General features: G+C 71.2%; 19 protein-coding genes and 1 pseudogene. 9 read left to right on the top strand and 11 right to left on the bottom strand.

Going from position 1 to position 21,597, the window contains the following annotated elements; genetic code table 11:
* Positions 1 to 2: 2 nt before the first annotated feature.
* The 6 genes from ACZ5WC_RS02050 to ACZ5WC_RS02025 form a co-directional block, all read right to left on the bottom strand.
* Positions 3 to 1,757: an NAD+ synthase gene (locus ACZ5WC_RS02050; RefSeq protein WP_468538994.1), complete on the bottom strand. Its 1,755-nt coding sequence runs from the start codon at positions 1,755 to 1,757 to the stop codon at positions 3 to 5.
* A gap of 80 nt (positions 1,758 to 1,837) precedes the next feature.
* The gene (locus ACZ5WC_RS02045) at positions 1,838 to 3,439 is read right to left on the bottom strand and encodes a multicopper oxidase family protein (protein WP_468538992.1); all 1,602 of its coding nucleotides are present in this window, start codon (positions 3,437 to 3,439) and stop codon (positions 1,838 to 1,840) included.
* Between the two features lie 69 nt (positions 3,440 to 3,508).
* Positions 3,509 to 3,967 carry a hypothetical protein gene (locus ACZ5WC_RS02040; protein ID WP_468538990.1) on the bottom strand — a complete coding sequence of 153 codons (459 nt, stop codon included), beginning with the start codon at positions 3,965 to 3,967 and terminating at the stop codon, positions 3,509 to 3,511.
* A 135-nt stretch (positions 3,968 to 4,102) separates the two neighbouring features.
* Positions 4,103 to 4,528: a CBS domain-containing protein gene (locus ACZ5WC_RS02035; protein WP_096627618.1), complete on the bottom strand. Its 426-nt coding sequence runs from the start codon at positions 4,526 to 4,528 to the stop codon at positions 4,103 to 4,105.
* Between the two features lie 152 nt (positions 4,529 to 4,680).
* On the bottom strand, positions 4,681 to 5,433 hold the full coding sequence (locus ACZ5WC_RS02030; RefSeq protein WP_468538988.1) for a DUF305 domain-containing protein: 753 nt from the start codon (positions 5,431 to 5,433) through the stop codon (positions 4,681 to 4,683).
* Positions 5,430 to 6,131, bottom strand: a complete 702-nt coding sequence (locus ACZ5WC_RS02025; protein ID WP_468538986.1) for a DUF3105 domain-containing protein — start codon at positions 6,129 to 6,131, stop codon at positions 5,430 to 5,432. Before ACZ5WC_RS02025 ends, ACZ5WC_RS02030 begins: the two co-directional genes overlap by 4 nt.
* A 269-nt stretch (positions 6,132 to 6,400) precedes the next feature.
* On the opposite strand from ACZ5WC_RS02025, the gene glnA reads away from it, so the two are divergent.
* Entirely contained in the window at positions 6,401 to 7,762 is a 1,362-nt protein-coding gene (gene glnA / locus ACZ5WC_RS02020; RefSeq protein ID WP_096627621.1) for a type I glutamate--ammonia ligase, read from the top strand.
* A 71-nt stretch (positions 7,763 to 7,833) separates the two neighbouring features.
* On the opposite strand, the gene ACZ5WC_RS02015 is transcribed toward glnA, so the two are convergent.
* Positions 7,834 to 8,472, bottom strand: a complete 639-nt coding sequence (locus ACZ5WC_RS02015; RefSeq protein WP_468539414.1) for a hypothetical protein — start codon at positions 8,470 to 8,472, stop codon at positions 7,834 to 7,836.
* Here ACZ5WC_RS02015 and ACZ5WC_RS02010 point away from each other — a divergent pair.
* A pseudogene (locus ACZ5WC_RS02010) lies at positions 8,423 to 8,848 on the top strand (DUF2690 domain-containing protein); the annotation flags it as partial. The gene ACZ5WC_RS02015 and the pseudogene ACZ5WC_RS02010 overlap by 50 nt on opposite strands.
* A 173-nt stretch (positions 8,849 to 9,021) precedes the next feature.
* Here ACZ5WC_RS02010 and ACZ5WC_RS02005 read toward each other — a convergent pair.
* Positions 9,022 to 9,318 carry a hypothetical protein gene (locus ACZ5WC_RS02005; protein ID WP_468538984.1) on the bottom strand — a complete coding sequence of 99 codons (297 nt, stop codon included), beginning with the start codon at positions 9,316 to 9,318 and terminating at the stop codon, positions 9,022 to 9,024.
* Positions 9,319 to 9,640: 322 nt separating this feature from the next.
* Positions 9,641 to 9,979 (bottom strand): hypothetical protein, encoded by a 339-nt coding sequence (locus ACZ5WC_RS02000; protein WP_468539395.1) that lies wholly within the window; start codon positions 9,977 to 9,979, stop codon positions 9,641 to 9,643.
* Between the two features lie 159 nt (positions 9,980 to 10,138).
* On the opposite strand from ACZ5WC_RS02000, the gene ACZ5WC_RS01995 reads away from it, so the two are divergent.
* From ACZ5WC_RS01995 to ACZ5WC_RS01980, 4 genes are all read left to right on the top strand, one after another.
* Positions 10,139 to 10,903: a GntR family transcriptional regulator gene (locus ACZ5WC_RS01995; protein ID WP_468538982.1), complete on the top strand. Its 765-nt coding sequence runs from the start codon at positions 10,139 to 10,141 to the stop codon at positions 10,901 to 10,903.
* A 50-nt stretch (positions 10,904 to 10,953) separates the two neighbouring features.
* Entirely contained in the window at positions 10,954 to 11,532 is a 579-nt protein-coding gene (locus ACZ5WC_RS01990; RefSeq protein ID WP_468538980.1) for a maltokinase N-terminal cap-like domain-containing protein, read from the top strand.
* Between the two features lie 286 nt (positions 11,533 to 11,818).
* Positions 11,819 to 12,604, top strand: coding sequence for a putative protein N(5)-glutamine methyltransferase (locus ACZ5WC_RS01985; protein WP_468538979.1), 786 nt, complete (start codon positions 11,819 to 11,821; stop codon positions 12,602 to 12,604).
* Between the two features lie 125 nt (positions 12,605 to 12,729).
* A complete protein-coding gene (locus ACZ5WC_RS01980) occupies positions 12,730 to 15,723 on the top strand; it encodes a bifunctional [glutamine synthetase] adenylyltransferase/[glutamine synthetase]-adenylyl-L-tyrosine phosphorylase (protein WP_468538977.1) in 2,994 nt (997 codons plus the stop codon).
* Between the two features lie 136 nt (positions 15,724 to 15,859).
* Here the strand turns inward: ACZ5WC_RS01980 and ACZ5WC_RS01975 are convergent, their stop codons facing one another.
* Entirely contained in the window at positions 15,860 to 16,843 is a 984-nt protein-coding gene (locus ACZ5WC_RS01975) for a phosphatase PAP2 family protein (RefSeq protein ID WP_468538975.1), read from the bottom strand.
* 76 nt (positions 16,844 to 16,919) lie between these two features.
* On the bottom strand, positions 16,920 to 17,963 hold the full coding sequence (locus tag ACZ5WC_RS01970; protein WP_096627630.1) for a LacI family DNA-binding transcriptional regulator: 1,044 nt from the start codon (positions 17,961 to 17,963) through the stop codon (positions 16,920 to 16,922).
* Positions 17,964 to 18,321: 358 nt separating this feature from the next.
* Here ACZ5WC_RS01970 and ACZ5WC_RS01965 point away from each other — a divergent pair, with 358 nt between their 5' ends.
* Genes ACZ5WC_RS01965 through ACZ5WC_RS01955 form a run of 3 tightly spaced genes read left to right on the top strand, consistent with a single transcriptional unit; the run spans position 18,322 to position 21,504 of the window.
* Positions 18,322 to 19,590 (top strand): extracellular solute-binding protein, encoded by a 1,269-nt coding sequence (locus ACZ5WC_RS01965; protein ID WP_468538973.1) that lies wholly within the window; start codon positions 18,322 to 18,324, stop codon positions 19,588 to 19,590.
* Positions 19,591 to 19,609: 19 nt separating this feature from the next.
* On the top strand, positions 19,610 to 20,629 hold the full coding sequence (locus ACZ5WC_RS01960; RefSeq protein ID WP_468538972.1) for a carbohydrate ABC transporter permease: 1,020 nt from the start codon (positions 19,610 to 19,612) through the stop codon (positions 20,627 to 20,629).
* Positions 20,626 to 21,504, top strand: a complete 879-nt coding sequence (locus ACZ5WC_RS01955) for a sugar ABC transporter permease (protein ID WP_468538971.1) — start codon at positions 20,626 to 20,628, stop codon at positions 21,502 to 21,504. The genes ACZ5WC_RS01960 and ACZ5WC_RS01955 overlap by 4 nt, the downstream gene beginning before the upstream one ends.
* Positions 21,505 to 21,597: the final 93 nt, after the last annotated feature.

Raw genomic sequence — 21,597 nt, 5'->3', positions numbered from 1 at the left:
CCCTAGGACGACTCCCGCCACCGGTTCGTGATCGGCAGCCGCCGGTCCTTCCCGAATCCCTTGGGCGAGATCTTCGTCCCCGGCGGGTACTGCCGCCGCTTGTACTCCGCCGTGTCCACCATCCGCAGCGTCTTCGCCACCAGCTCCGCGTCGAACCCGGCGGCCACGATCGCGTCCAGGCCCTGGTCCCGGTCCACGTACAGCTCCAGGATCGCGTCGAGCACGTCGTAGTCCGGCAGCGAGTCCGTGTCGACCTGGCCCGGCCGCAGCTCCGCGCTCGGCGGCTTGGTGATCGAGGCCTCCGGGATCGGCGGGGTCTGGCCCCGCTCCTCCGCGGCCCGGTTGCGCCACTTCGCCAGCCGGAAGACCGACGACTTGTAGACGTCCTTGATCGGCCCGTACGCGCCGACCGCGTCCCCGTACAGCGTGGAGTAACCGACCGCCAGCTCCGACTTGTTGCCGGGTGCGAGCACGATCTGCCCCTCCTGGTTGGAGATGGCCATCAGCGTCGTGCCGCGCAGCCGCGCCTGGAGGTTCTCCTCCGCGAGCCCGGTGAGCTCCAGTGACCCCATGTACGCGTCGAACATCGGGGCGATCGGCACCGTACGGAAGTTGAGCCCGGTCCGCCGGGCCAGCTCCGCCGCGTCGTCCTTGGAGTGCTCCGAGGAGTACTTCGACGGCATGGACACGCCGTACACGTTCTGCGCGCCGAGCGCGTCGCACGCGATGGCCGCGCAGAGGGCGGAGTCGATCCCGCCGGAGAGCCCGATCAGCACACTGCTGAAACCGTTCTTCGCAGCGTATGCACGGAGCCCGACGACCAGCGCGGAGTAGATCTCCTCATCGTCGTCCAGCCGCTGCGCGTACCCGCCCGCGAGCTCGGGTTCGTACGTGCCGACGGGCCGGTCGGACAGCACGACATGGTCGATGCGCAGCCCGTCGTCCACGACCCCCGAGGGCGCCGCGGCTTCGGCGGCGGGCAGCTCCAGATCCAGGATCACGCTGCCCTCGGCGAACTGCGGGGCGCGCGCGATGACCTCGCCCTCCTTGTCGACGACGATCGAGTCACCGTCGAAGACCAGCTCGTCCTGCCCGCCGATCATCGCCAGATAGGCCGTCGTGCAACCGGCCTCCTGGGCCCGCTTGCGGACCAGGTCCAGCCGGGTGTCGTCCTTGTCCCGCTCGTACGGCGAGGCGTTGATCGACAGCAGCAGCCCGGCCCCGGCGGACCGGGCGGCGGGGACGCGCCCGCCGTCCTGCCACAGGTCCTCGCAGATCGCGAGGGCCACGTCGATGCCGTGGACGCGGACGACGGGCATCGAGTCGCCCGGCACGAAGTACCGGAACTCGTCGAACACCCCGTAGTTCGGCAGGTGGTGCTTGGCGAAGTTCAGCGCGATCCGGCCGCGGTGCAGCACGGCCGCCGCGTTCCGCGGGGAACCGGCCGGCTGCCCGTAACGCGCCGCGGCGTGTTCGGAGCGGTCCAGGTAGCCGACGACGACCGGTAGCTCGCCGAAGCCCTCCGCGTCGAGCCGGGCGGCGAGCGCACGCAGCGCCTGACGCGAGGCCTCGACGAAGGACGACCGCAGGGCCAGGTCCTCGACGGGATATCCGGTCAGCACCATCTCGGGGAACGCCACCAGGTGGGCGCCCTGCTCGGCGGAGTGCCGGGTCCAGTGGACGATCGCCTCGGAGTTGCCGGCGAGGTCGCCGACGGTCGAGTCGATCTGATTCAGTGCGAGGCGTAGTTGAGGCACGTCGGCCAGTGTAATCGTCTTTCTGACGCGATGTCCCGGCGGGCCGGGCAGAATCCTCCCGGGCCCGCCGGAACCGCAGGTCAGCCCCGGTAGCCCAGGACCGTCATCATCCCCGCCTCGGCGTGGTAGACGTTGTGGCAGTGGACCATCCACAGCCCCGGGTTGTCGGCGTCGAACTCCACGGTCAGCGACCGGTGCGGCAGCACGATCGCGGTGTCCTTACGGGCCCCGGCGGCGTTCCCCGCCAGCGCGAACGTGTGCCCGTGCAGATGCAGCGGGTGCCACATGGCCGTCCCGTTGTCGAAGACGATCCGCACCCGCTCGCCCGCCTCCACGGGCCGCCGCTGCTTCGCGGTGTACGGCTGCCCGTCGAAGGCCCAGTCGTACTTCGCCATCCCGCCGGTGAGCCGCATCCGGATCGTCCGGTCCGGCGCCCGGCCCGGAAGCGCCACCGCCTCGTCCGGTACCAGCCGCCCGGCCTCCACCGGCTTCCCGTCCAGCTCCTTCGGCCGTACGGAGGCGGCGGGCGCCGCCCCGCTCCCGGTCCGCAGCAGGGCGAGGGCCGACGCCTTCTTCCCCTCGGCCACCGCGGTGAGCGGGAAGACCCCGTCCCCGGCGGTGACGAGAACGTCGTACCGTTCGCCCATCCCCAGCAGCAGCGCGTCGCCGGTGGTGTGCCGGACCGGGAAGCCGTCGGTGTGCGTCACGGTCATCCGGTGCCCGCCGAGCGCCACCCGGAAGGCGGTGTCTCCACCGGCGTTGATGATCCGCAGCCGGACACGCTCACCGGGCCGGGCGCGGAACGTCTCCGGATCCCGCGCCACGCGCCCGTTGACCAGGTAGTGCGGGTAGGCCACATCACCGGCGTCCCCGCCGAGCAGCTCACTGGCGGCGCCCATCATCATCCGCGAGGGCCCGCCGCCGTCCGGCTCGTCCTCGTCCTTGCCCTCGCCGTTGCCGTCGCCTTCGCCTTCGCCGGACATGGTGTGCGCGCCGTGATCCATCCCGCCGCCCATGCCCCCGGACAGCTCCTTGAGCACGGCGTCCGGCGTGGACCCCGCCACCCCGTCGACCCAGTCGTCGAGGACGATCACCCACTCCTTGTCGTACGCGAGGGGCTCCTTCGGGTCCTCGACGATCAGCGGCGCGTACAGCCCCCGGTCCTGCTGGACGCCGGAGTGCGGATGGAACCAGTACGTGCCCGGGTGCGGCACGGCGAACCGGTAGCCGAAGTCGGCCCCGGGCGCGATCTCCCGCTGGGTCAGCCCGGGGACCCCGTCCATGTCGTTGCGCAGGGCGAGGCCGTGCCAGTGCATCGAGGTGGACCGCGGAAGGTGGTTGGCGAGGGTGAGGTCGAGCGTGTCCCCGGCCGTCACCCGCACCTCGCGCCCGGGCAGCCGGTCCCCGTAGGCCCAGGAGGGGACGGTGATGCCGCCGCCCAGATCGAGCCGGGTACGGGTGGCGGTGAGGGAGACCTTGCGTACGGGCCCGGAGCCGCGCGCCGCCTCGGCCGCCCGGACCTCCTTGCCGCCGGGGGAGACGTACGTACCGGAGTCCTCGGCTCCAGCGGCGGAGTGGGCGCCGCCGTGGCCGCCGCCGTCGGAACAGGCGGCGAGGGCTCCCGTACCGGCGACGGCGAGAGCGGCGCCGAGCAGGGCGCGTCGAGTGGGTTGGGTGGGCATGCTGAATACACCTCTGAAGAACTGTTGGTCCGGTGGATCTCTGAGGGGGCGGAGGTGAGTCACCCACTCCTAAATACGCAGCACCGAGACGGTGGCGAGCACCGATATGCGGGGCGGCGGCTTCGCCCGCAGGGCCCGCGGACACCCGGCCCCGGCATGCGTGCCCGCAGGCCGCCCGTCGGTACGTGCCCGGAGCAGCAGCCAGGAACCGGCGAGAGCGAGTCCCCAGACGCCGAGGACGGCGAGACAGACGGAGAGCGGATCCATGCCGCTCATGGGGGCGTCGGGATGGTGACCGGAGGGGGCCGTGTGGGCCGCACGCACAGCCGCCTCGGCGGCCTCGGCGGTCGTGATGGCCCCGACGGTCTCGATGGTCTCGACGGCTGACGGCGGAGTGCTGTGCTCCGCCGGATGGCCGACCGTGTGCATGGTGAAGATGCCGAACAGCAGGGCGGCGAACAGCAGGAACCGCCGGTAGGAACCGCTCCCGGCTCCCTTCCCGCTCCCGCTCCGCGCCCTGGCCGCCATGCGGGTCACCCTACCCCCGGCGGGTATCCGGACGGGCGGCGGCCCGGCGCCCCGGGACCCATCGCCGGAGCGGTCCGGGGCGCCGGGCCGTGGGGTACCGGCCCCTCGGGCGCCGGGCACGGGGGCGCGCGGTGGTCAGCCGCGGGCGTACACCTTCTCCGCCCAGCCCGCGATCTGCTCCTCGGTGAGGTGCTGGGCGAGGTCGGCCTCGCTGATCATGCCGACCAGTTTCTTGTTCTCGACGACGGGCAGCCGGCGGATGCGGTGGGTCTGCATCTCCTCCAGGACCGCGTTCACATCCGCCTCCGCCTCGATCCAGCGCGGGGTCCCCTGGGCGAGGTCACCCGCCGTGACCTTCGACGGATCGTGCCCCTTCGCCACACAGCCGACCACGATGTCGCGGTCCGTGATGATCCCGACCATCCGGTCCTGACCACCGTTGGCGGAGACGGGCAGGGCACCGACGTTGTGCTCGCGCATCAGCTGCGCCGCACGGTCGAGGGTCTCGTGGGCCGGAATCCAGTGGGCCCCGCTGTGCATGATGTCTTTGGCGGTCGTCATGGGCGATTTCCTCCTGCGTGCCGATGGCACTGCCGTACGGCCCCGAGCGCACCCATCGTCATCGGCCGGGCGGCCGCGCGCGACCGTAATCACCCGTTCGGGTGCGCCGGTGCGGGGACGCGGGCTGACGCACGGTGGCCCGGGACCGATGCTCAGGGGCGCGGCTTCGCCCCGCGCTCGGTGAGCATGTCGCGCATGAGCCCCAGCTCGGACTGCTGCCCCTCGACCATGCCCCGGGCGAGCCGCCGCTCGGCCGGGACCGAGCACCGCGACGCACAGGCCTCGGCCATGGTGACGCCGCCCTTGTGGTGATCCGTCATCAACTGGAGGAAGAGGACCTCGGCCCGCTCGCCGTCGAGCCGCCCCAGGCGCTCCAGTTCGGAGCGCCGGACCATACCGGGCATGAGCACACCGTCGTCGCCACCGTCCAGACGGTGCCCGCCGTGTGCGTGTCCGTCCCCGCCGTCGTCCCCCATCCACGCCATGGGTTTCCCGTCGCCGGGTGCGACCTTCGGCAGCTCCCACAGATCGAGCCGGCCGAGCAGCATGCCGCGCTGGTTGGCCTGGGTGTTGGCGATGTCGTAGGCGAGACGCCGCACGTCCTCGTCGTCGGTGCGGTCGCGGACGATGAACGACATCTCGACGGCCTGCTGATGGTGGACGGCCATGTCCCGGGCGAACCCGGCGTCGGCGGAGTCCGCGGCGGGCGCACTCGGCACGCCGGGCGCACCGGCCCCACCGGGCTCCCCGTCGCCGAGCGCGGAGGCGACGGTGGCCGCCCCCGCGAAGAGCAGGGCGAGGGCCACGGCGGCCCCGGCCGCCCACCGCACGCGCGCGGTCTTCTGCCGCTCGGCGAGGGCGTGGGACTCCTCGGCCTCGTCCTCCGCTGCGCGCTCCGCCGTCACTGCGGCACCGCCGCCAGCCCGCCGGTGCAGGGGGCGCCCGGCTCGGGCGTCTGCGCGCCCTGGACGTACTGGGCGAGGAACTGGTCCACCCGCTTGTCGTCGGCGGAGTCCACGGTGACCTGCTTGCCCCAGGCGCTGAGCACGATCGTGCCCTCCTGCTCGGCGTACGGGCTCATCAGCGTGAACGGGGTCTTCCTGACGCGCTCGGCGAGCTCGGCGACGTCCGCGTCGGCGGCCTTGCCGTTGTACGTGACCCAGACCGCGCCGTGCTCCAGGGAGTGCACGGCGTTGACGTCGGGGAGGGCCTTTTCGTATACGTCGCCGTCGCAGTTCATCCAGGCCTGGTTGTGGTCGCCGCCGACCGGAGGCCTCATCGGATAGTCGACCGTGCCCGCCACGTGGTTACGGCCCAGCTTCGCGGCGTCCCAGGACTTCAGCCCGTCGATGGTCCCGCCGGCGCGGTCGCCCTGGGAGTCGCCGTGCCCGCCGGGGTGCTTGCCGTCCTGGGCCGCGGCGGTGCCGTCGGACTTCTCGTTCTTGTCGTTCGCCTCGGAGTTCTCCAGCAGCAGATACGAGCCGAAGGTGACCAGACCGGCCACGACGGCGGCGCTCACCCCTATGGCGATGGCCCGGTTGCGGGTGCCGCGCGCACGGGTGTCGGGGGCCTGCGGCTGGGGGTGGCGGGGGTCGAAGCTCATGTCGTGGAGTCCTTCTGCGAAGGGGCCGGGAAGGGGGGAGAACGGTCCGTGGAGCGACGCGCGTGGAGGGGCGGGAACAACGGGCGGAAAGCCGGTCACCGCTCGGCCGCCGCCCCCGTGCGCCACGGTCGCCGATCGTAGTGGGTGGCCGAGTGCTCTCTCTCACACCGAGTGCGTAATGTGGGTGAAATCCCGGGTCGTGATACTGGCAGTGTCCCCCCTACCCCGGGCGGTGGTGCACAGACCGTCTGAACTGCAAGGATGTGGCAATGGACAAGCAGCAGGAATTCGTCCTCAGGACCCTTGAGGAGCGCGACATCCGCTTCGTGCGACTGTGGTTCACCGACGTCCTCGGGTTCCTCAAGTCCGTCGCCGTCGCCCCGGCCGAGCTGGAGCAGGCCTTCGACGAGGGCATCGGCTTCGACGGCTCGGCGATCGAGGGCTTCGCCCGGGTCTACGAGTCGGACATGATCGCCAAGCCGGACCCGGCCACCTTCCAGATCCTTCCCTGGCGCGCGGAAGCCCCGGGCACGGCGCGGATGTTCTGCGACATCCTGATGCCGGACGGCTCACCGTCCTTCGCCGACCCCCGCTACGTACTGAAGCGCATCCTCGCCAAGACCTCGGACCTCGGCTTCACCTTCTACACCCACCCCGAGATCGAGTTCTTCCTGCTGAAGAACAAGCCGGTCGACGGCGCCCGCCCGACCCCGGCGGACAGCTCCGGCTACTTCGACCACACCCCGCAGAACGTCGGCATGGACTTCCGCCGCCAGGCGATCACGATGCTCGAATCCATGGGCATCTCGGTGGAGTTCAGCCACCACGAGGGTGCCCCCGGCCAGCAGGAGATCGACCTGCGCTACGCGGACGCGCTCTCCACGGCGGACAACATCATGACGTTCCGTCTGGTGATGAAGCAGGTGGCGCTGGAGCAGGGCGTGCAGGCCACGTTCATGCCGAAGCCGTTCTCGGAGTACCCCGGTTCGGGCATGCACACCCACCTCTCCCTCTTCGAGGGCGACCGCAACGCGTTCTACGAGTCGGGCGCGGAGTACCAGCTCTCCAAGGTCGGCCGCTCGTTCATCGCGGGCCTGCTGACGCACGCCGCGGAGATCTCGGCCGTCACCAATCAGTGGGTCAACTCCTACAAGCGCATCTGGGGCGGCTCCTCCCGAGCGGCCGGCGCGGGCGGCGAGGCCCCCTCGTACATCTGCTGGGGCCACAACAACCGCTCCGCCCTCATCCGCGTCCCGATGTACAAGCCCGGCAAGACCGGCTCGGCCCGCGTGGAGGTCCGCTCCATCGACTCCGGCGCCAACCCGTACCTCACCTACGCGGTCCTCCTGGCCGCGGGCCTCAAGGGCATCGAGGAGGGCTACGAACTCCCCGCCGGTGCCGACGACGACGTCTGGGCCCTCTCCGACGCCGAACGCCGCGCGATGGGCATCGAACCGCTCCCGCAGAACCTGGGCGAGGCGATCTCGCTGATGGAGAAGAGCGAGTTGGTCGCCGAGACCCTGGGCGAGCACGTCTTCGACTTCTTCCTCCGCAACAAGAAGCAGGAGTGGGAGGAGTACCGCAGCGAGGTCACGGCCTTCGAGCTGAAGAACCTGCTGCCGGTGCTGTAGGAGCCGGTCGGCGGTCTGGAAGGCGCCATGCGGGCGGGGCCGGGCCCCGGCGGCTGCCGGGCCCCGCCGGCTCAGAGTCGTTGCACGGCCTTGTCCAAGGCCCTGGCGTAGTCGGCCAGCGACTCGCGATGCTTGTCGGCGAGGGGCTGTTCGACTGTGCGCCGGGCGTCGGAGACCGCCTTCCGCAGGCAGTTCTCCCGCTGGCAGCGGGCGTCGTTCCGCGCCACGGCGAGTTCGTACTGGGCCGCCGCCCGCAGCGCTTCGGTTTCGTCGGTGCCCTCGCCCTTCGCGGCCCGGGCCTTCGCGGTCCCCGTCCTCTTCTCGACCGGTTCCCGGGCGGAGGAGTCGGCGGGGACCGGGTGACCGGCATCCGCCGTGCACGAGGCCCACCGGCTCCTGGCCCGCTTGACCTCCGCGGCCCGCTCCACGTCCTCGACCACGTGGTTCGCGAGGAACTCGTACGCGTACATCAGCCGGTCCCAGCCCCGGCCGTTCAGTTCCTCCCCGGCCCGGAACTGGCATCCGTCGGTGTTGACGGTGAACGATTCGCCCGTCGGCAGCCGGAGGTCGGCGGCGGGCGAAAGTCCGGGTGCGGCCCCGCCGCCCGACTGCGACGGCGATCCCGCCGAAGTGCTGGACGTACCGGACGTACCGGAGAAGATGGATTTACCCGGTCGTGGACACCGGAAGAGAACAACACTGGTGTCCATTGCTTCCGCATTCCTGGCGCTGGTCGCCGGAATGCCGCTCGGCGTCTGGATGTTCGGCGGGAATGGCGCGGAGCGGACGGGCCGGCAAAACGCTGGAATGGACCCCGGATGCATTGAGTGCGAATGCCGTGACAAGGACTCACAACGCGTGGGGTGCCACTTGGGGGCATGGACCGCCGCGGCCGCCTGGTCGGGCCGTACCTATGTCGAACTGCGCTACAGCCCGCGGTGCCGGGCCGCATGGGCCCGCATCACGGAGGCCGCAGTCGGTGACACCGCCAGGGTGGAGGGCCCCAGGGGGGTGCACAGCCAGCGCGCGGTGACCTACGAGAACGACGTCTACTCGCCCATGGTCGAGGCGCCCTACCCCGCTGCCGCGCGGGCCTGCGCGGTGGTGGGCGGCAAGGAGGTCTGCACCCCGTCGGGCGGGTCCTCGCCCCTGCCGCCCGCGATCACCGACGAACGCGAACCGGCCCGGAAGGCCGCGCCGACGGGCAGCGGGGAGGTGGCAGGGGCGAGCGGCCGGTGGACCGCGGGCCCGCGCCGGCCCTACACCGGGGGTGTACCCGGCGGTGACGGGGCCGGAGGCGGGTTGGGCAGGGGCGGGCCCGGGTTGGGCGGGAGCTTCGGGGGGCCGCTGCCGTGTCTGCCGTCGTCCATGACCCTGCGCGCCGTCAGGCCGTAGATGCCGTACGGCGGGAAGAGGTCGACGCGGCGGGGGTAGTCGCCCTCCGCGCACTCCTCGCAGAGCAGGTCACGGCCGGTGGGCGTGTGCCGGGCGGCGGTGACCGGGGCGTTCCAGCACGCCTCGCAGACGCGGACGTCCGTCGTGGAGAGGGTGATCATCGGGGCCTCCCGGGCGGTGCGGGCAAGGCCCGGCGGGTGGTACGCATGAGGTGCCTCCGTCGCTCGTGGAGTGGATGGGTGGTGAACCCGGCCCGGCCGCGCTGCCCTGCCGAGGAATGAGCGGCCGGGACGGGGGTTCAGGGGGTCCGGCCGGAGTTCAGGAAGTCCCGCCGGGTTTCAGGGAGTCCTGCGGTTCGGGGACCCTGTCGGGGCTCAAAAGGCCCTTGCCGGGTTCGGGAGTCCTTGCCGGGGTTCAGGTGGCCCTTGCCGGTTCAGGGGGCCTGCCGGACCTCGTACCGCTTCTCGCCCCCGGGTTTCCCTCTCATCCGCGGGTCTCCCGCCACACGCGGACGAGCTTCGTGGCGTCGGGGCAGACGGCCCCCGTGCGGCAGGCGTCGCACGTCGTCGTGTGGCCGAGCAGGGCGCGGTACGCCGCGTCGGGGGAGTCGGTCGTGGTCATGGTCGCCTCTCTGCTGATCTCGGCCCAGACGAACTCGCTGGTGCGGGTGAGGGTGTGCCCGAAGCGGTCGGCCGTGGCGAGGGCGGCGAGGACCGCCGCGTGTTCGGCTTCGGTGAGCTCGGCGGGGAGGTCCGCCTCGATGCGGATACCGGCCGCGGTGTCGGCGACGCGCGGCCCGGTACCGATGGCGGCGGTGAGCATGCCGGTCAGGGCCACTGCCCGCGCTTGAGCTGAGCGCACACTTCTCCCCTGGTGAAGCTGATGTCACTCCATGTAATGCTGAGTATTCAGCTTCAACCTGATGGGTTAGCTTTGTCAATGTCGAGCCCGGAACGCCGCACCCCTCACGGAGCCGCTGAAATGCCTCGCGATACGCCGTACTTGCAGGTGGCCGACGCTCTCCGTGCCCGGGTACAGGCGGGCGAATGGGCGGTGGGTGACAAGCTGCCCTCCCGGGCCCGGTTCGCCGAGGAGTACGGCGTCGGCCAGTCCGTCGCCCAGCGCGCGATGGAGCGCCTGATCATCGAGGGCATCCTCGAAGGCCGCGCCGGTTCGGGCACGTACGTCCGCAAGGCCCGCGAGCGCCGCAGGATGGTCCGCTCACGCCACCGCGAGCAGCGCAACGGAAGCCCGTTCCGCGCCAACATGCGGGACCAGGGTGCCGCGGGCGTCTGGGAGTGCAACAGCGCCGCGCGGGTCCCGGCCACCGAGGACATCGCCGAACGGCTGGCGATCGAGCCCGGTGACCTGTGCGTCGTGACCGACTACGAGTTCCTCGCGGACGGGCAGCCGGTTCAGCTCGCCAAGAGCTGGGAGCCGATGGCCATCACCGGCGGCACGCCCGTCCTGCTCCCCGAGATGGGCCCCAAGGGCAAGGCCGGAGTCGTCGAGCGCATGAGCTCCATCGGCGTGCACATCGTCACCGCCCTCGAAGTGCCCCGCCCGGCCCGCGCCACCCGCGAGCACGCCAATCTGCTCGGCATCTCCGTGGGCGACCTGATCACCCAGCTGGAGCGTACGTACTACGACGACGAGGGACGCCCGGTGGAGACCGCCGACATCATCGTCCCGGACATCCGCTGGGAGATCGCGTACGAGATCGACGTCGACCGGTCCCGGTTCTGACAGTCCCCGCACTGACGGCCCCGGTTCGGGGGCCGGACGAAGGAGTTCGCATGGCCGCCATTCATCGCACCACGATGTCGCCCACCAAGCTGGAGTTGCTCGCCGACTGGCTTCCGAAGCAGAGCTGGTACGCGGGCGACGCGGAAACGCCGGAACTGGTCAAGGCCGGTGGGTTCCGGCTGGACGATCCGGACGGCGAGGTCGGGATCGAGTTCATGATCGTGGCGCACGCCACCGAGCGGGAGCCGGTGGCGTACGTGGTGCCGCTGGGCTATCGCGGCGCCGCGCTGGAGGACGTTTCCGACGAGGCGTTGATCGGGACGTCCGAGCACGGGGTGCTCGGCACCCGGTGGATCTACGACGGCGTCCACGACCCGGTGGTGATGGCGCAGTTGCGCGCGCTCATGCGCGGCGAAGCGGTGCCGCAGCACCAGGACGAGAGCGACACCCCCGACCCGACCGTCACTGTGCACGGGGCGGAACCCGAGGGCGGGCTCGACGTTCTGGTCAACCGTGTCCTGCGGGCGGAGGAGGCCGCCAAGAGGCCGTCCGGGTGCCTGGTCGCCGGGTGGGCCTGGCCGGACGGAACGGCCGCGAGGGGTGTGCTCGCGGCCGTTGCGCCCCGGTAGCCGGGGCCGCCCCGGCCGGTGACGGTGTGACCGCCGCGCTGTTCCTGACGCCGACGGAGCCGCGCGACAGCGTGGACCTGTGAACCACCCGCTGTTGTAGTGTTGCGACCAGTGTTGAGACCCCCGTGCACCGGCACGGGGACGGACCGAGGAGGTGAGACCCATTACCGCTGGATCAGGCTGGGTGCTCACCTCGCACGATCGCGTCGAACGGACGGCAGACGTCGGACGGACGGCTTAGCCGATCGCGGAGCGCCCATCGGATTTCCCGAAAGGCTTCGCTCGTATGTCCGTTCACCCCGTGAGTTCCCTCTCCACCACTGTTGCCACCCTGCGCCACGCCGGCTGCGTCTTCGCCGAGGACGAGGCCGCGCTCCTGAACGAGGCGGCCCGGTCCCCGCAGGAACTCGCCGCCCTCGTCGAACGCCGCGCCGCCGGGCTCCCGCTCGAACACGTCGTGGGCTGGGCCGAGTTCTGCGGCCGCCGCTTCGGCGTCGACACCGGCGTCTTCGTACCCCGCCGCCGTACGGAATTCCTCGTCGCGCAGGCCGTCGCCCTCGCCCCCCGGCGCGCCGTCGTCGTCGACCTCTGCTGCGGCTCCGGCGCGCTCGGCGTCGCCCTCGCCACCGAAGCCGCGGCGGCCGAACTGCACGCCTGCGATGTCGAACCGGCCGCCGTGCGCTGCGCCCGGCGCAACGTCGGCGCCCTCGGGCAGGTCTACGAGGGCGACCTGTTCGGCCCCCTGCCCGCCACCCTGCGCGGCCGCGTCGATGTGCTGCTGGCCAATGTTCCGTACGTGCCGACCGACGACGTCGAACTCCTTCCCGCCGAGGCCCGCGTCCACGAACCGCGCGTCGCCCTGGACGGGGGCGGCGACGGGCTCGACGTGATGCGCCGGGTCGCCGCCGAAGCCCCCGGTTGGCTCGCGCCCGGCGCGAGCCTGCTGGTCGAGACGAGCGAGCGGCAGCGGGACGCGGCGGTGGAGGTCATCGGCGGCGCCGGGCTGGTCCCGCGCGTGGTGGTCTGCGAGGAGCTGTACGCCACCGTCGTCATCGGCACCGCGGGGCAGTAGTCGTCAGCCGGGCCGTGGCCGCGTCCCGAATCCACCCCCACAGCCCTTAGGCTCGAAGCGCTGTGGCGCGGCCAACGGGCAGCGAGCAGTTACGCAGATCGGTTCGGACGGCAGGAGAGCGTGCGATGACGACGGTGCCGGGGCGCAGAAGCAGTACGTTCACCAGGCTGCTGCGGCACGGATTCACCGACCCGTCCGCCGCCGAACGGCTCCTGGAGGTGGCCGACCTCGCCCCCGTACGGTCCGACCCCGTCCTCCTGGAGGCGCTCGGCGCCACCGCCGACCCGGATCTGGCCCTGCGCGGTCTCGTACGGCTCGTGGAGGCCGAGGCGGACGAGGGGCGGCAGACGCTGCTCGACACCCTCGTCACCGCCAAGCCGCTGCGCGACCGGCTCCTCGGGGTGCTCGGGGCGTCCGAGGCGCTCGGGGACCACCTGGCCCGGCATCCGCGCGACTGGCAGGCGCTCGTCACGTACGAGGCGGTCGACCTGCATCCGGGGGTCGCCGAGTTCGAGCGCGGCCTCGCCGACGCCGTCGACCCGGACTCGCTGCGGGTCGCCTACCGCCGGTGTCTGCTGACCCTCGCCGCCCGCGACGTCTGCGGGACCACCGGCCTCGCCCAGACCGCCGCCGAACTGGCCGACCTCGCCACCGCCACCCTGCGTGCCGCCCTCGCCATCGCCCGGACGTCCGCGCCCGAGGACGCCGCGCGGTGCCGGCTCGCCGTCATCGCGATGGGCAAGTGCGGCGGCCAGGAGCTGAACTACGTCTCCGACGTCGACGTGATCTTCGTCGGGGAGGCCCGGGACGGGGTCGACGAGACCAAGGCCATGCAGGCCGCCGCCCGGCTGGCCGCCCACATGATGCGGATCTGCTCCGAGAACACCGTCGAGGGCACGATCTGGGAGGTCGACGCCAACCTCCGCCCCGAGGGCCGCAACGGGCCGCTGGTGCGCACGCTCAGCTCCCACCTCGCCTACTACCAGCGGTGGGCCAAGACCTGGGAGTTCCAGGCGCTGCTGAAAGCGCGTGCGGTGGCCGGGGACCCCGAGCTGGGCGCGGAGTACGTCGAGGCGGTCTCCCCGCTCGTCTGGCAGGCCGCCGACCGGGAGAACTTCGTCCCCGACGTCCAGCAGATGCGCCGCCGCGTCGTCGACAACATCCCCGCCGACCGGATCGAGCGCGAGCTGAAGCTGGGGCCCGGAGGGCTGCGGGACGTGGAGTTCGCCGTCCAGCTCCTCCAGCTGGTGCACGGGCGCAGCGACGGCTCGCTGCGCAGCGGCACCACGCTGGAGGCCCTGCGGGCGCTCGCCGAGGGCGGATACGTGGGGCGCGCGGACGCCGCCCAGCTGGACGAGGCGTACCGCTTCCTGCGCTCCATGGAGCACCGCATCCAGCTCTACCGGCTGCGCCGCACCCACCTGGTCCCCGAGGACGAGGCGGACCTGCGGCGGCTCGGGCGGTCGCTCGGGATGCGCACCGATCCGGTCGCCGAACTCAACAAGGCGTGGCGGCGGCACGCCTCCGTCGTACGGCGGCTGCACGAGAAGATCTTCTACCGGCCGCTGCTGGACGCCGTCGCCCAGCTGGCCCCCGCCGAGTCCCGGCTCAGCGCGAAGGCCGCCGCGATCCGGCTGGAGGCGCTGGGGTACGCGGACCCGGCGGCCGCCCTGCGGCATCTGGAGGCCCTGTCCTCCGGGGTGTCCCGCAAGGCGGCGATCCAGCGCACGCTGCTGCCGGTGCTGCTCGGCTGGTTCGCGGACTCCGCCGACCCGGACGCCGGGCTCCTCGGCTTCCGCAAGGTGTCCGACGCGCTCGGCAAGACCCCGTGGTACCTGCGGCTGCTGCGCGACGAGGGAGCGGCCGCGGAGAACCTCGCCCGGGTCCTCTCCGCGGGCCGCCTCGCCCCGGACCTGCTGCTGCGGGCCCCGGAGGCGGTGGCGATCCTCGGCGACCCGGAGGGGCTGCGGCCGCGCACCCGGGACCACCTGGAGCAGGAGGTGGTGGCCGCGGTGGGGCGTGCGGACGGCGCGGAAGCGGCGATCGCGGTGGTGCGCGGGGTGCGGCGGCGCGAGCTGTTCCGTACGGCGGCCGCCGACCTCATCGGCTCGTACGGCACCGAGGACAGCCCCGCCGAGCAGGACCACGGGGCCCTCGTCGACCGGGTCGGCTCGGCCGTCACCGACCTCAACGCCGCGACCATCGCGGGAGCCCTGCGGGCCGCCGTACGGGAGCGGTGGGGCGACACCCTGCCGACCCGGTTCGCCGTCATCGGCATGGGCCGCTTCGGCGGGCACGAGCTGAGCTACGGCTCCGACGCCGACGTGCTCTTCGTCCACCGGCCGCGCGAGGGGGTCAGCGACGAGGAGGCGAGCCGGGCCGCCAACACGGTCGTCTCCGAGATGCGCCGGCTGCTCCAGCTGCCCACCGCCGATCCGCCGCTGCTGATCGACGCCGATCTGCGCCCGGAGGGCAAGGCCGGGCCCATGGTGCGCACTCTGAAGTCGTACGAGGCCTACTACCGGCGCTGGTCCCTCGCGTGGGAGAGCCAGGCGCTGCTGCGCGCCGAACCGATAGCGGGCGACGAGGAGCTGGGCCGCGACTTCATCGAGCTGGTCGACCCGTTGCGGTATCCGATGGAGGGCCTCGGCGAGGACGCCGTACGCGAGATCCGCCGGCTCAAGGCGCGCATGGAGTCCGAGCGGATGCCGCGCGGCGCGGACCCCACGCTCCACGCGAAGCTGGGGCGGGGCGGGCTGAGCGACGTCGAGTGGACCGTGCAGCTGATGCAGATGCAGCACGGGTGGGCGGAGCCGGGCCTGCGGACGACCGGTACGCGCGAGGCGCTGGCCGCGGCGTGCGCGGCGGGGCTGATTCCGGCGGAGGACGCGCAGACACTGGACGAGGCGTGGGTGCTGGCCACCCGGGTGCGCAACGCGGTGATGCTGGTGCGGGGACGGCCGGGCGACACGTTCCCGTCGGAGTCGCGGGAGATGACGGCGGTGGGGCGGTACCTGGGGTACGAGCCGGGGCATGTCGGGGACATATTGGACGACTACCGGCGGATCACGCGGAGGGCTCGGGCGGTGGTGGAGGAGCGGTTCTACGGGGCGGGGTGAGCCTTCGGAACGACCGGGGCGCCGCCGAGGGCCCCGCTCCTCAAGCGCCGGAGGGGCTGGGAAAAGGCCCGCCGCCGGGGCCACCGTCCGCACCCTCGACCCGGGGGCGGGGGTGCGGTGCGGCCCGCCGTACGTGCTACGGGTGGCGGACCGCCGTCGCGGGGGCGGGGGCGTCCGCCGTAGCCGGGGCGTCCTCGCGGGCCAGTGTGTCCGCCGCCGGGCCCGGGCGTGGCAGCCGGGCCGCGCGCACCCCGGTCAGTCGGCTCTTCCCCGTCGGCACCCACTTCGGCAGCCGGTGCGGCAGCGATCCGTACCAGGCGCGGGACAGCGCGTAACCGAAGGCCAGACAGGCCATGCCGCCCACCGCGTCCAGCCAGAAGTGGTTGGCGGTGGCCACGATCACGACGAGGGTGGCCATCGGGTAGAGCAGGCCCAGGATGCGCGCCCAGGGCGCCTTGGCCAGGGCGAAGATCGTCAGCCCGCACCAGAGCGACCAGCCGATGTGCATCGAGGGCATCGCCGCGTACTGGTTGGACATGTTCTTGAAGTCGCCCGAGGCCATCGAGCCCCAGGTCTCGTGGACCAGGACCGTGTCGATGAAGTTCGCCCCGTTCATCAGGCGGGGCGGGGCGAGCGGGTAGAGGTAGTAGCCGAGGAGGGCGACCGCCGTCGTCGAGAAGAGGACCAGGCGGGTCGCGGCGTACCGGCCGGGGTGGCTGCGGTACAGCCACACGAGCACACCGATGGTCACGACGAAGTGCAGGGTCGCGTAGTAGTAGTTCATCGACACGATCAGCCATGTCACGGAATTGACCGCGTGATTGACCGTTTCCTCGAAGGCGAGGCCGATGGACTGCTCCGCCGACCAGATCCAGTCGGCGTTGGCGAGGGCGGCGGCCTTCTGCTCCGGGACGGCGTTGCGCACGAGGGAGTACAGCCAGTAACTCACCGCGATGAGCAGGATCTCGAACCAGAGCCGCGGACGGCGCGGGGAGCGCAGCGAGCGAAGTCGCGTCAGGGCGCGGTTCCCGCGCCGGGCCTCGGGGGCCGCCTCGTCCACGATGGGTGACGGGCTGGTCGCGGACCTGCCTTCGTGTGCTGTCACGTGTGTTTCACCCATAGGCACAGAGTCTGCCAGATACGTCCCCCTGCGCTCGATCATCCTCCGGTCGGGTCCGGTACGCACGTCCTGCGCCTCAAGGATGAGCGTGGGCCCCTGAGGGAAGTCCGGGTCCCGACGCAGTCGAACCGCGAACCACCAGCTCAGGCATGAAGACGAATTCGCTGTGCGGGGCGGGAGTTCCGCCGATCTCCTCCAGGAGCGTGCGCACGGCGGCCTGGCCCATCGCCGTCACCGGCTGCCGGATCGTGGTCAGGGGCGGGTCCGTGAACGCTATGAGGGGCGAGTCGTCGTAGCCGACCACGGAGAGGTCCCGGGGGACCTCCCTGGACAGCCTGCGGGCCGCCCGGATCGCCCCGAGCGCCATCATGTCGCTCGCGCACACGACGGCCGTGCAGCCGCGCTCCATCAGGGCGGACGCGGCGGCCTGACCGCCCTCCAGTGTGTACAGAGAGTGCTGGATCAACTCCTCCACGTCGTCGGGGGCGAGGCCCAGCTGCTCCCGCATCGTGGAGTGGAAGCCCTCGATCTTGCGGAGCACCGGCACGAAGCGCTTGGGGCCCACCGCGAGTCCGATACGGGTGTGGCCCAGCGCCACCAGGTGCGTCACCGCCAGCCGCATCGCCGCCCGGTCGTCGGGTGAGATGAACGGCGCCTGCACCTTGGCGGAGAAGCCGTTGACCAGGACGAAGGGGACGCCCTGGCCGCGCAGTTGCTCGTAGCGCTGCATGTCGGCCGAGGTGTCGGCGTGCAGCCCGGAGACGAAGATGATGCCGGAAACGCCCCGGTCCACCAGCATTTCGGTGAGTTCGTCCTCGGTGGAACCGCCGGGGGTCTGGGTGGCCAGCACCGGGGTGTAGCCCTGCCGGGTCAGTGCCTGGCCGATCACCTGTGCCAGCGCCGGGAAGATCGGGTTCTCCAGCTCCGGGGTGATCAGGCCGACCAGTCCCGCGCTGCGCCTGCGCAGCCGTACGGGGCGTTCGTAGCCGAGCACGTCGAGTGCCGCGAGGACGGATTCGCGGGTGGTCGCGGCGACTCCGGGCTTGCCGTTCAGGACTCGGCTGACCGTCGCTTCGCTGACCCCCGCCTGAGTTGCGATATCGGCAAGCCGTGCGGTCATGGGATGGGACCTTACCGGGCTCGTGTCCGATTGCCCACCGTGCGCGATGCGCCACCGGTAGACCTGGCGAAGTGCTACTGGGAGGGCTCCTCGGCAACATCTTGCAAGGTCTTGCGGTCCTGGGCTGCTCCCTGCGGTCGGATCGTCGCACCGCGGACACGTCGTGCCTGGCCTGCCCCTGCCAGGGGCGGAGGGCCCTCGTCAAGGGGCTTGACGGCAACCTTGCGGACACGCGAATGTAACGATCACCAGCGCTTGCAGAAATCTTCCGCAAGGTCTTTCGGCGGTCTTTCATCCTTGTTACGTTCACGTCGACCCGGCGCCGCGACGGAGCGGTACGGCAGTTGAAGGAGTTCAGATGCGACGTGGCATAACGGCCACCGCCCTGGTCGCGGCCCTGGCGCTCGCGGCGACCGCCTGCGGCGGCGACGGCGAGTCCGGCGGCGGCAAGAGCTCGGGCGAGCTCTCCGGCACGGTGACCTGGTGGGACACCTCCAGCCCCGGCAGCGAGGACAAGGTCTTCAAGAAGCTGGCCGAAGGCTTCGAGAAGAAGCACCCGAAGGTCGACGTCAAGTACGTCAACGTGCCCTTCGGCGAAGCGCAGAACAATTTCAAGAACGCCGCCGAGACGGGCGACGCCCCCGACGTGATCCGCTCCGAGGTCGCCTGGACGCCGGACTTCGCCAGCCTCAGCTACCTGGCCCCGCTGGACGGCACCCCCGCCCTGAAGAACCAGGACGACTTCCTGGACCAGGCCGTCGCGTCCACCAAGTACGAGGGCAAGACCTACGCCGTCCCGCAGGTCATCGACTCCATGGGCATCTTCTACAACAAGAAGCTGCTGGAGAAGGCGGGCGTCGAGGCCCCGGCCAACCTGGACGAGCTGAAGAGCGCCGCCAAGAAGATCAAGGAAAAGACCGGCAAGACCGGCCTCTACCTGCGCGGTGACGACCCGTACTTCTTCCTCCCCTTCCTCTACGGCGAGGGCGGCGACCTGGTCGACGCCGGGTCCAGGACCGTCACCGTGGACAAGCCCGAGGGCGTCAAGGCCTTCAAGGCGGTCAAGGAACTGGTCGACGACGGCACCGCGAAGACGGACGCCTCGGACGGCTGGGAGAACATGATGCAGTCGTTCAAGAACGGCGACGTCGCGATGATGATCAACGGCCCCTGGGCCGTCGCCGACACCCTGACCGGCGAGGAGTTCACGGACAAGGACAACCTGGGCATCGCCCCGGTCCCGGCCGGCTCCGCAGCCCAGGGCGCCCCGCAGGGCGGCCACAACCTCGCCGTCTACGCGGGCTCCAAGAACCTCGACGCCTCCTATGCCTTCGTCGAGTACATGACGTCCGTGGAAGCCCAGGCCACCGCCGCCGGTGAGCTGAACCTGCTGCCGACGCGCCACTCCGCGTACGCCAAGAAGCAGGCCGTCAACAGCGAGATCGTCGGCTTCTTCAAGCCGATCGTCGAGACCGCCGTCGAGCGCCCCTGGATTCCCGAGGGCGGCAGCCTCTTCGAGCCGCTCCGGGTCGAGTACACCAAGGTCCTCACCGGCCAGACGACGCCGGAGAAGGCCGCCAAGGCCACCGGCGACGCGTACCGCAAGCTCCTGAAGGACTGGAAGTAACAGGAAGGTTGGCCGACTGATGGCTGTCCACACCAGCCAGTCGGTGGTGAAGGCCGCGGGCGGGAACACCGCCCGCGGCCGGAGCCGCGGTACTGGCACCCCACCACCGAAGCCCGGCCGTTTCCGGCGGGCCCTGTCGGTCCACTGGTACGCCTGGGCCATGGTCGCCCCGGTCGTCATCGTGATCGGCGTGATCATCGGCTACCCGCTGGTCCGCGGCATCTACCTGTCGATGACCGATGCCACCGAGCGCAATGTCGCCCGCTCCATCGGCGTCAACGAAGTGCCCGCGACCTACGAGTTCGTCGGCATGGACAACTACGTCGACGCGCTGTCCGGCTCGCAGTTCCTCGGTACGCTCGGCTGGACACTGGTGTGGACAGTCTCCTGCGTGAGCATCACGTTCGTGCTCGGCATGGGCCTCGCCAACATCCTCAACCGCCGCATCGTCGGGCGCTCCGCCTACCGCATGGCGCTCATCCTGCCCTGGGCCATCCCGGGCTTCGTCTCGGTGTTCGCCTGGCGTTTCCTCTACAACGAGGACCGCGGACTGCTCAACCAGATCCTCGGCGGGGCCGGGATCGACGGCATGCCGTGGCTGAACGACCCCACCTGGGCGAAGTTCTCCGTGATCGCCGTCAACGTGTGGCTCGGCATCCCGTTCATGATGGTCGCCCTCCTCGGCGGACTCCAGTCCATCCCCTCCGAGCAGTACGAGGCGGCCGAGATGGACGGCGCGACCGCCTGGCAGCGCTTCCGTCACATCACGCTGCCCGGACTGCGCCCGGTCTCCACCACGGTGATCCTGCTCTCCACCATCTGGACCTTCAACATGTTCCCGGTGATCTTCCTGCTGACCCGCGGCGGACCCGGTGAGGCGACCCAGATCCTGGTGACCCAGGCGTACAAGTTCTCCTTCGAGATCAGCCCGCGCGACTACGCCCAGTCCTCCACGTGGGGCGTGCTGATCCTCGTCCTGCTGATGATCTTCGCCGTGATCTACCGGCGAGTCCTGCGCACCCAGGGAGACAACTGGTGAGCACCGCTACCGACACCTCCGCGCGCCATGCCGTGCCCAAGGTCCGGCTCCGCGGCGAGCGTTCGGCCCTCGCCTCGGTCGGGCTGCACCTCACCCTGATCACCGCCTCGGTGATCGCGGTCTTCCCGGTGCTGTGGGTCCTGCTGACCTCGCTCAAGCCCGCCAAGTACGCGACCACCACGGACTTCTTCCGCGAGACGACGTTCGTCAACTACACGAACCTGATCCGCGACACCGAGTTCCTCAACTGGTTCGCCAACTCCGTGATCGTCGCCGGGCTCTCCACCGCGATCGGCGTCTTCGTCTCCGCCACCACCGGCTACGCCGTCAGCCGCTTCCGCTTCCCCGGCAAGCGAGGGCTGATGTGGACGCTGCTGATCACCCAGATGTTCCCGGTCGCCGTCCTCATCGTGCCGATCTACACGATCATGTCGAAGCTCGGACTGCTCAATCAGCCCGCCGGGCTCGTCATCACCTACCTCACCATCGCGGTGCCGTTCTGCTCCTGGATGATGAAGGGCTTCTTCGACACGATCCCCCGCGAGATCGACGAGTCGGGCGAGGTCGACGGCCTCACCCCGTTCGGCACCTTCTGGCGGCTCGTCCTGCCGCTGGCCAAGCCGGGCCTCGCGGTCACCGCGTTCTACTGCTTCATCACCGCCTGGGGCGAGGTGGCCTACGCCTCCGCGTTCCTGGTCGGCGACGAGAACCTCACACTGGCCGGCGGACTCCAGAAGTTCGTCAACCAGTACGGAGCCCAGTGGGGCCCGATGACCGCAGCCTCCGTCCTCATCGCCGTCCCGGCCGCCCTGGTCTTCCTGTTCGCGCAGAAGCACCTGGTCACCGGCGTGTCCGCCGGAGCCGTCAAGGGCTGAGAAACCTCCTGGACGCCAGAACCCGCACGCACCACCGCACCCGTCACGGCGGCGTGGGAACCCCGACCCGGTCACCCTGCGCCGCCCCCCACC

It is taken from the genome of Streptomyces sp. NPDC033165, assembly GCF_055577965.1.
This window is presented reverse-complemented; position numbering and strand designations above follow the sequence as displayed.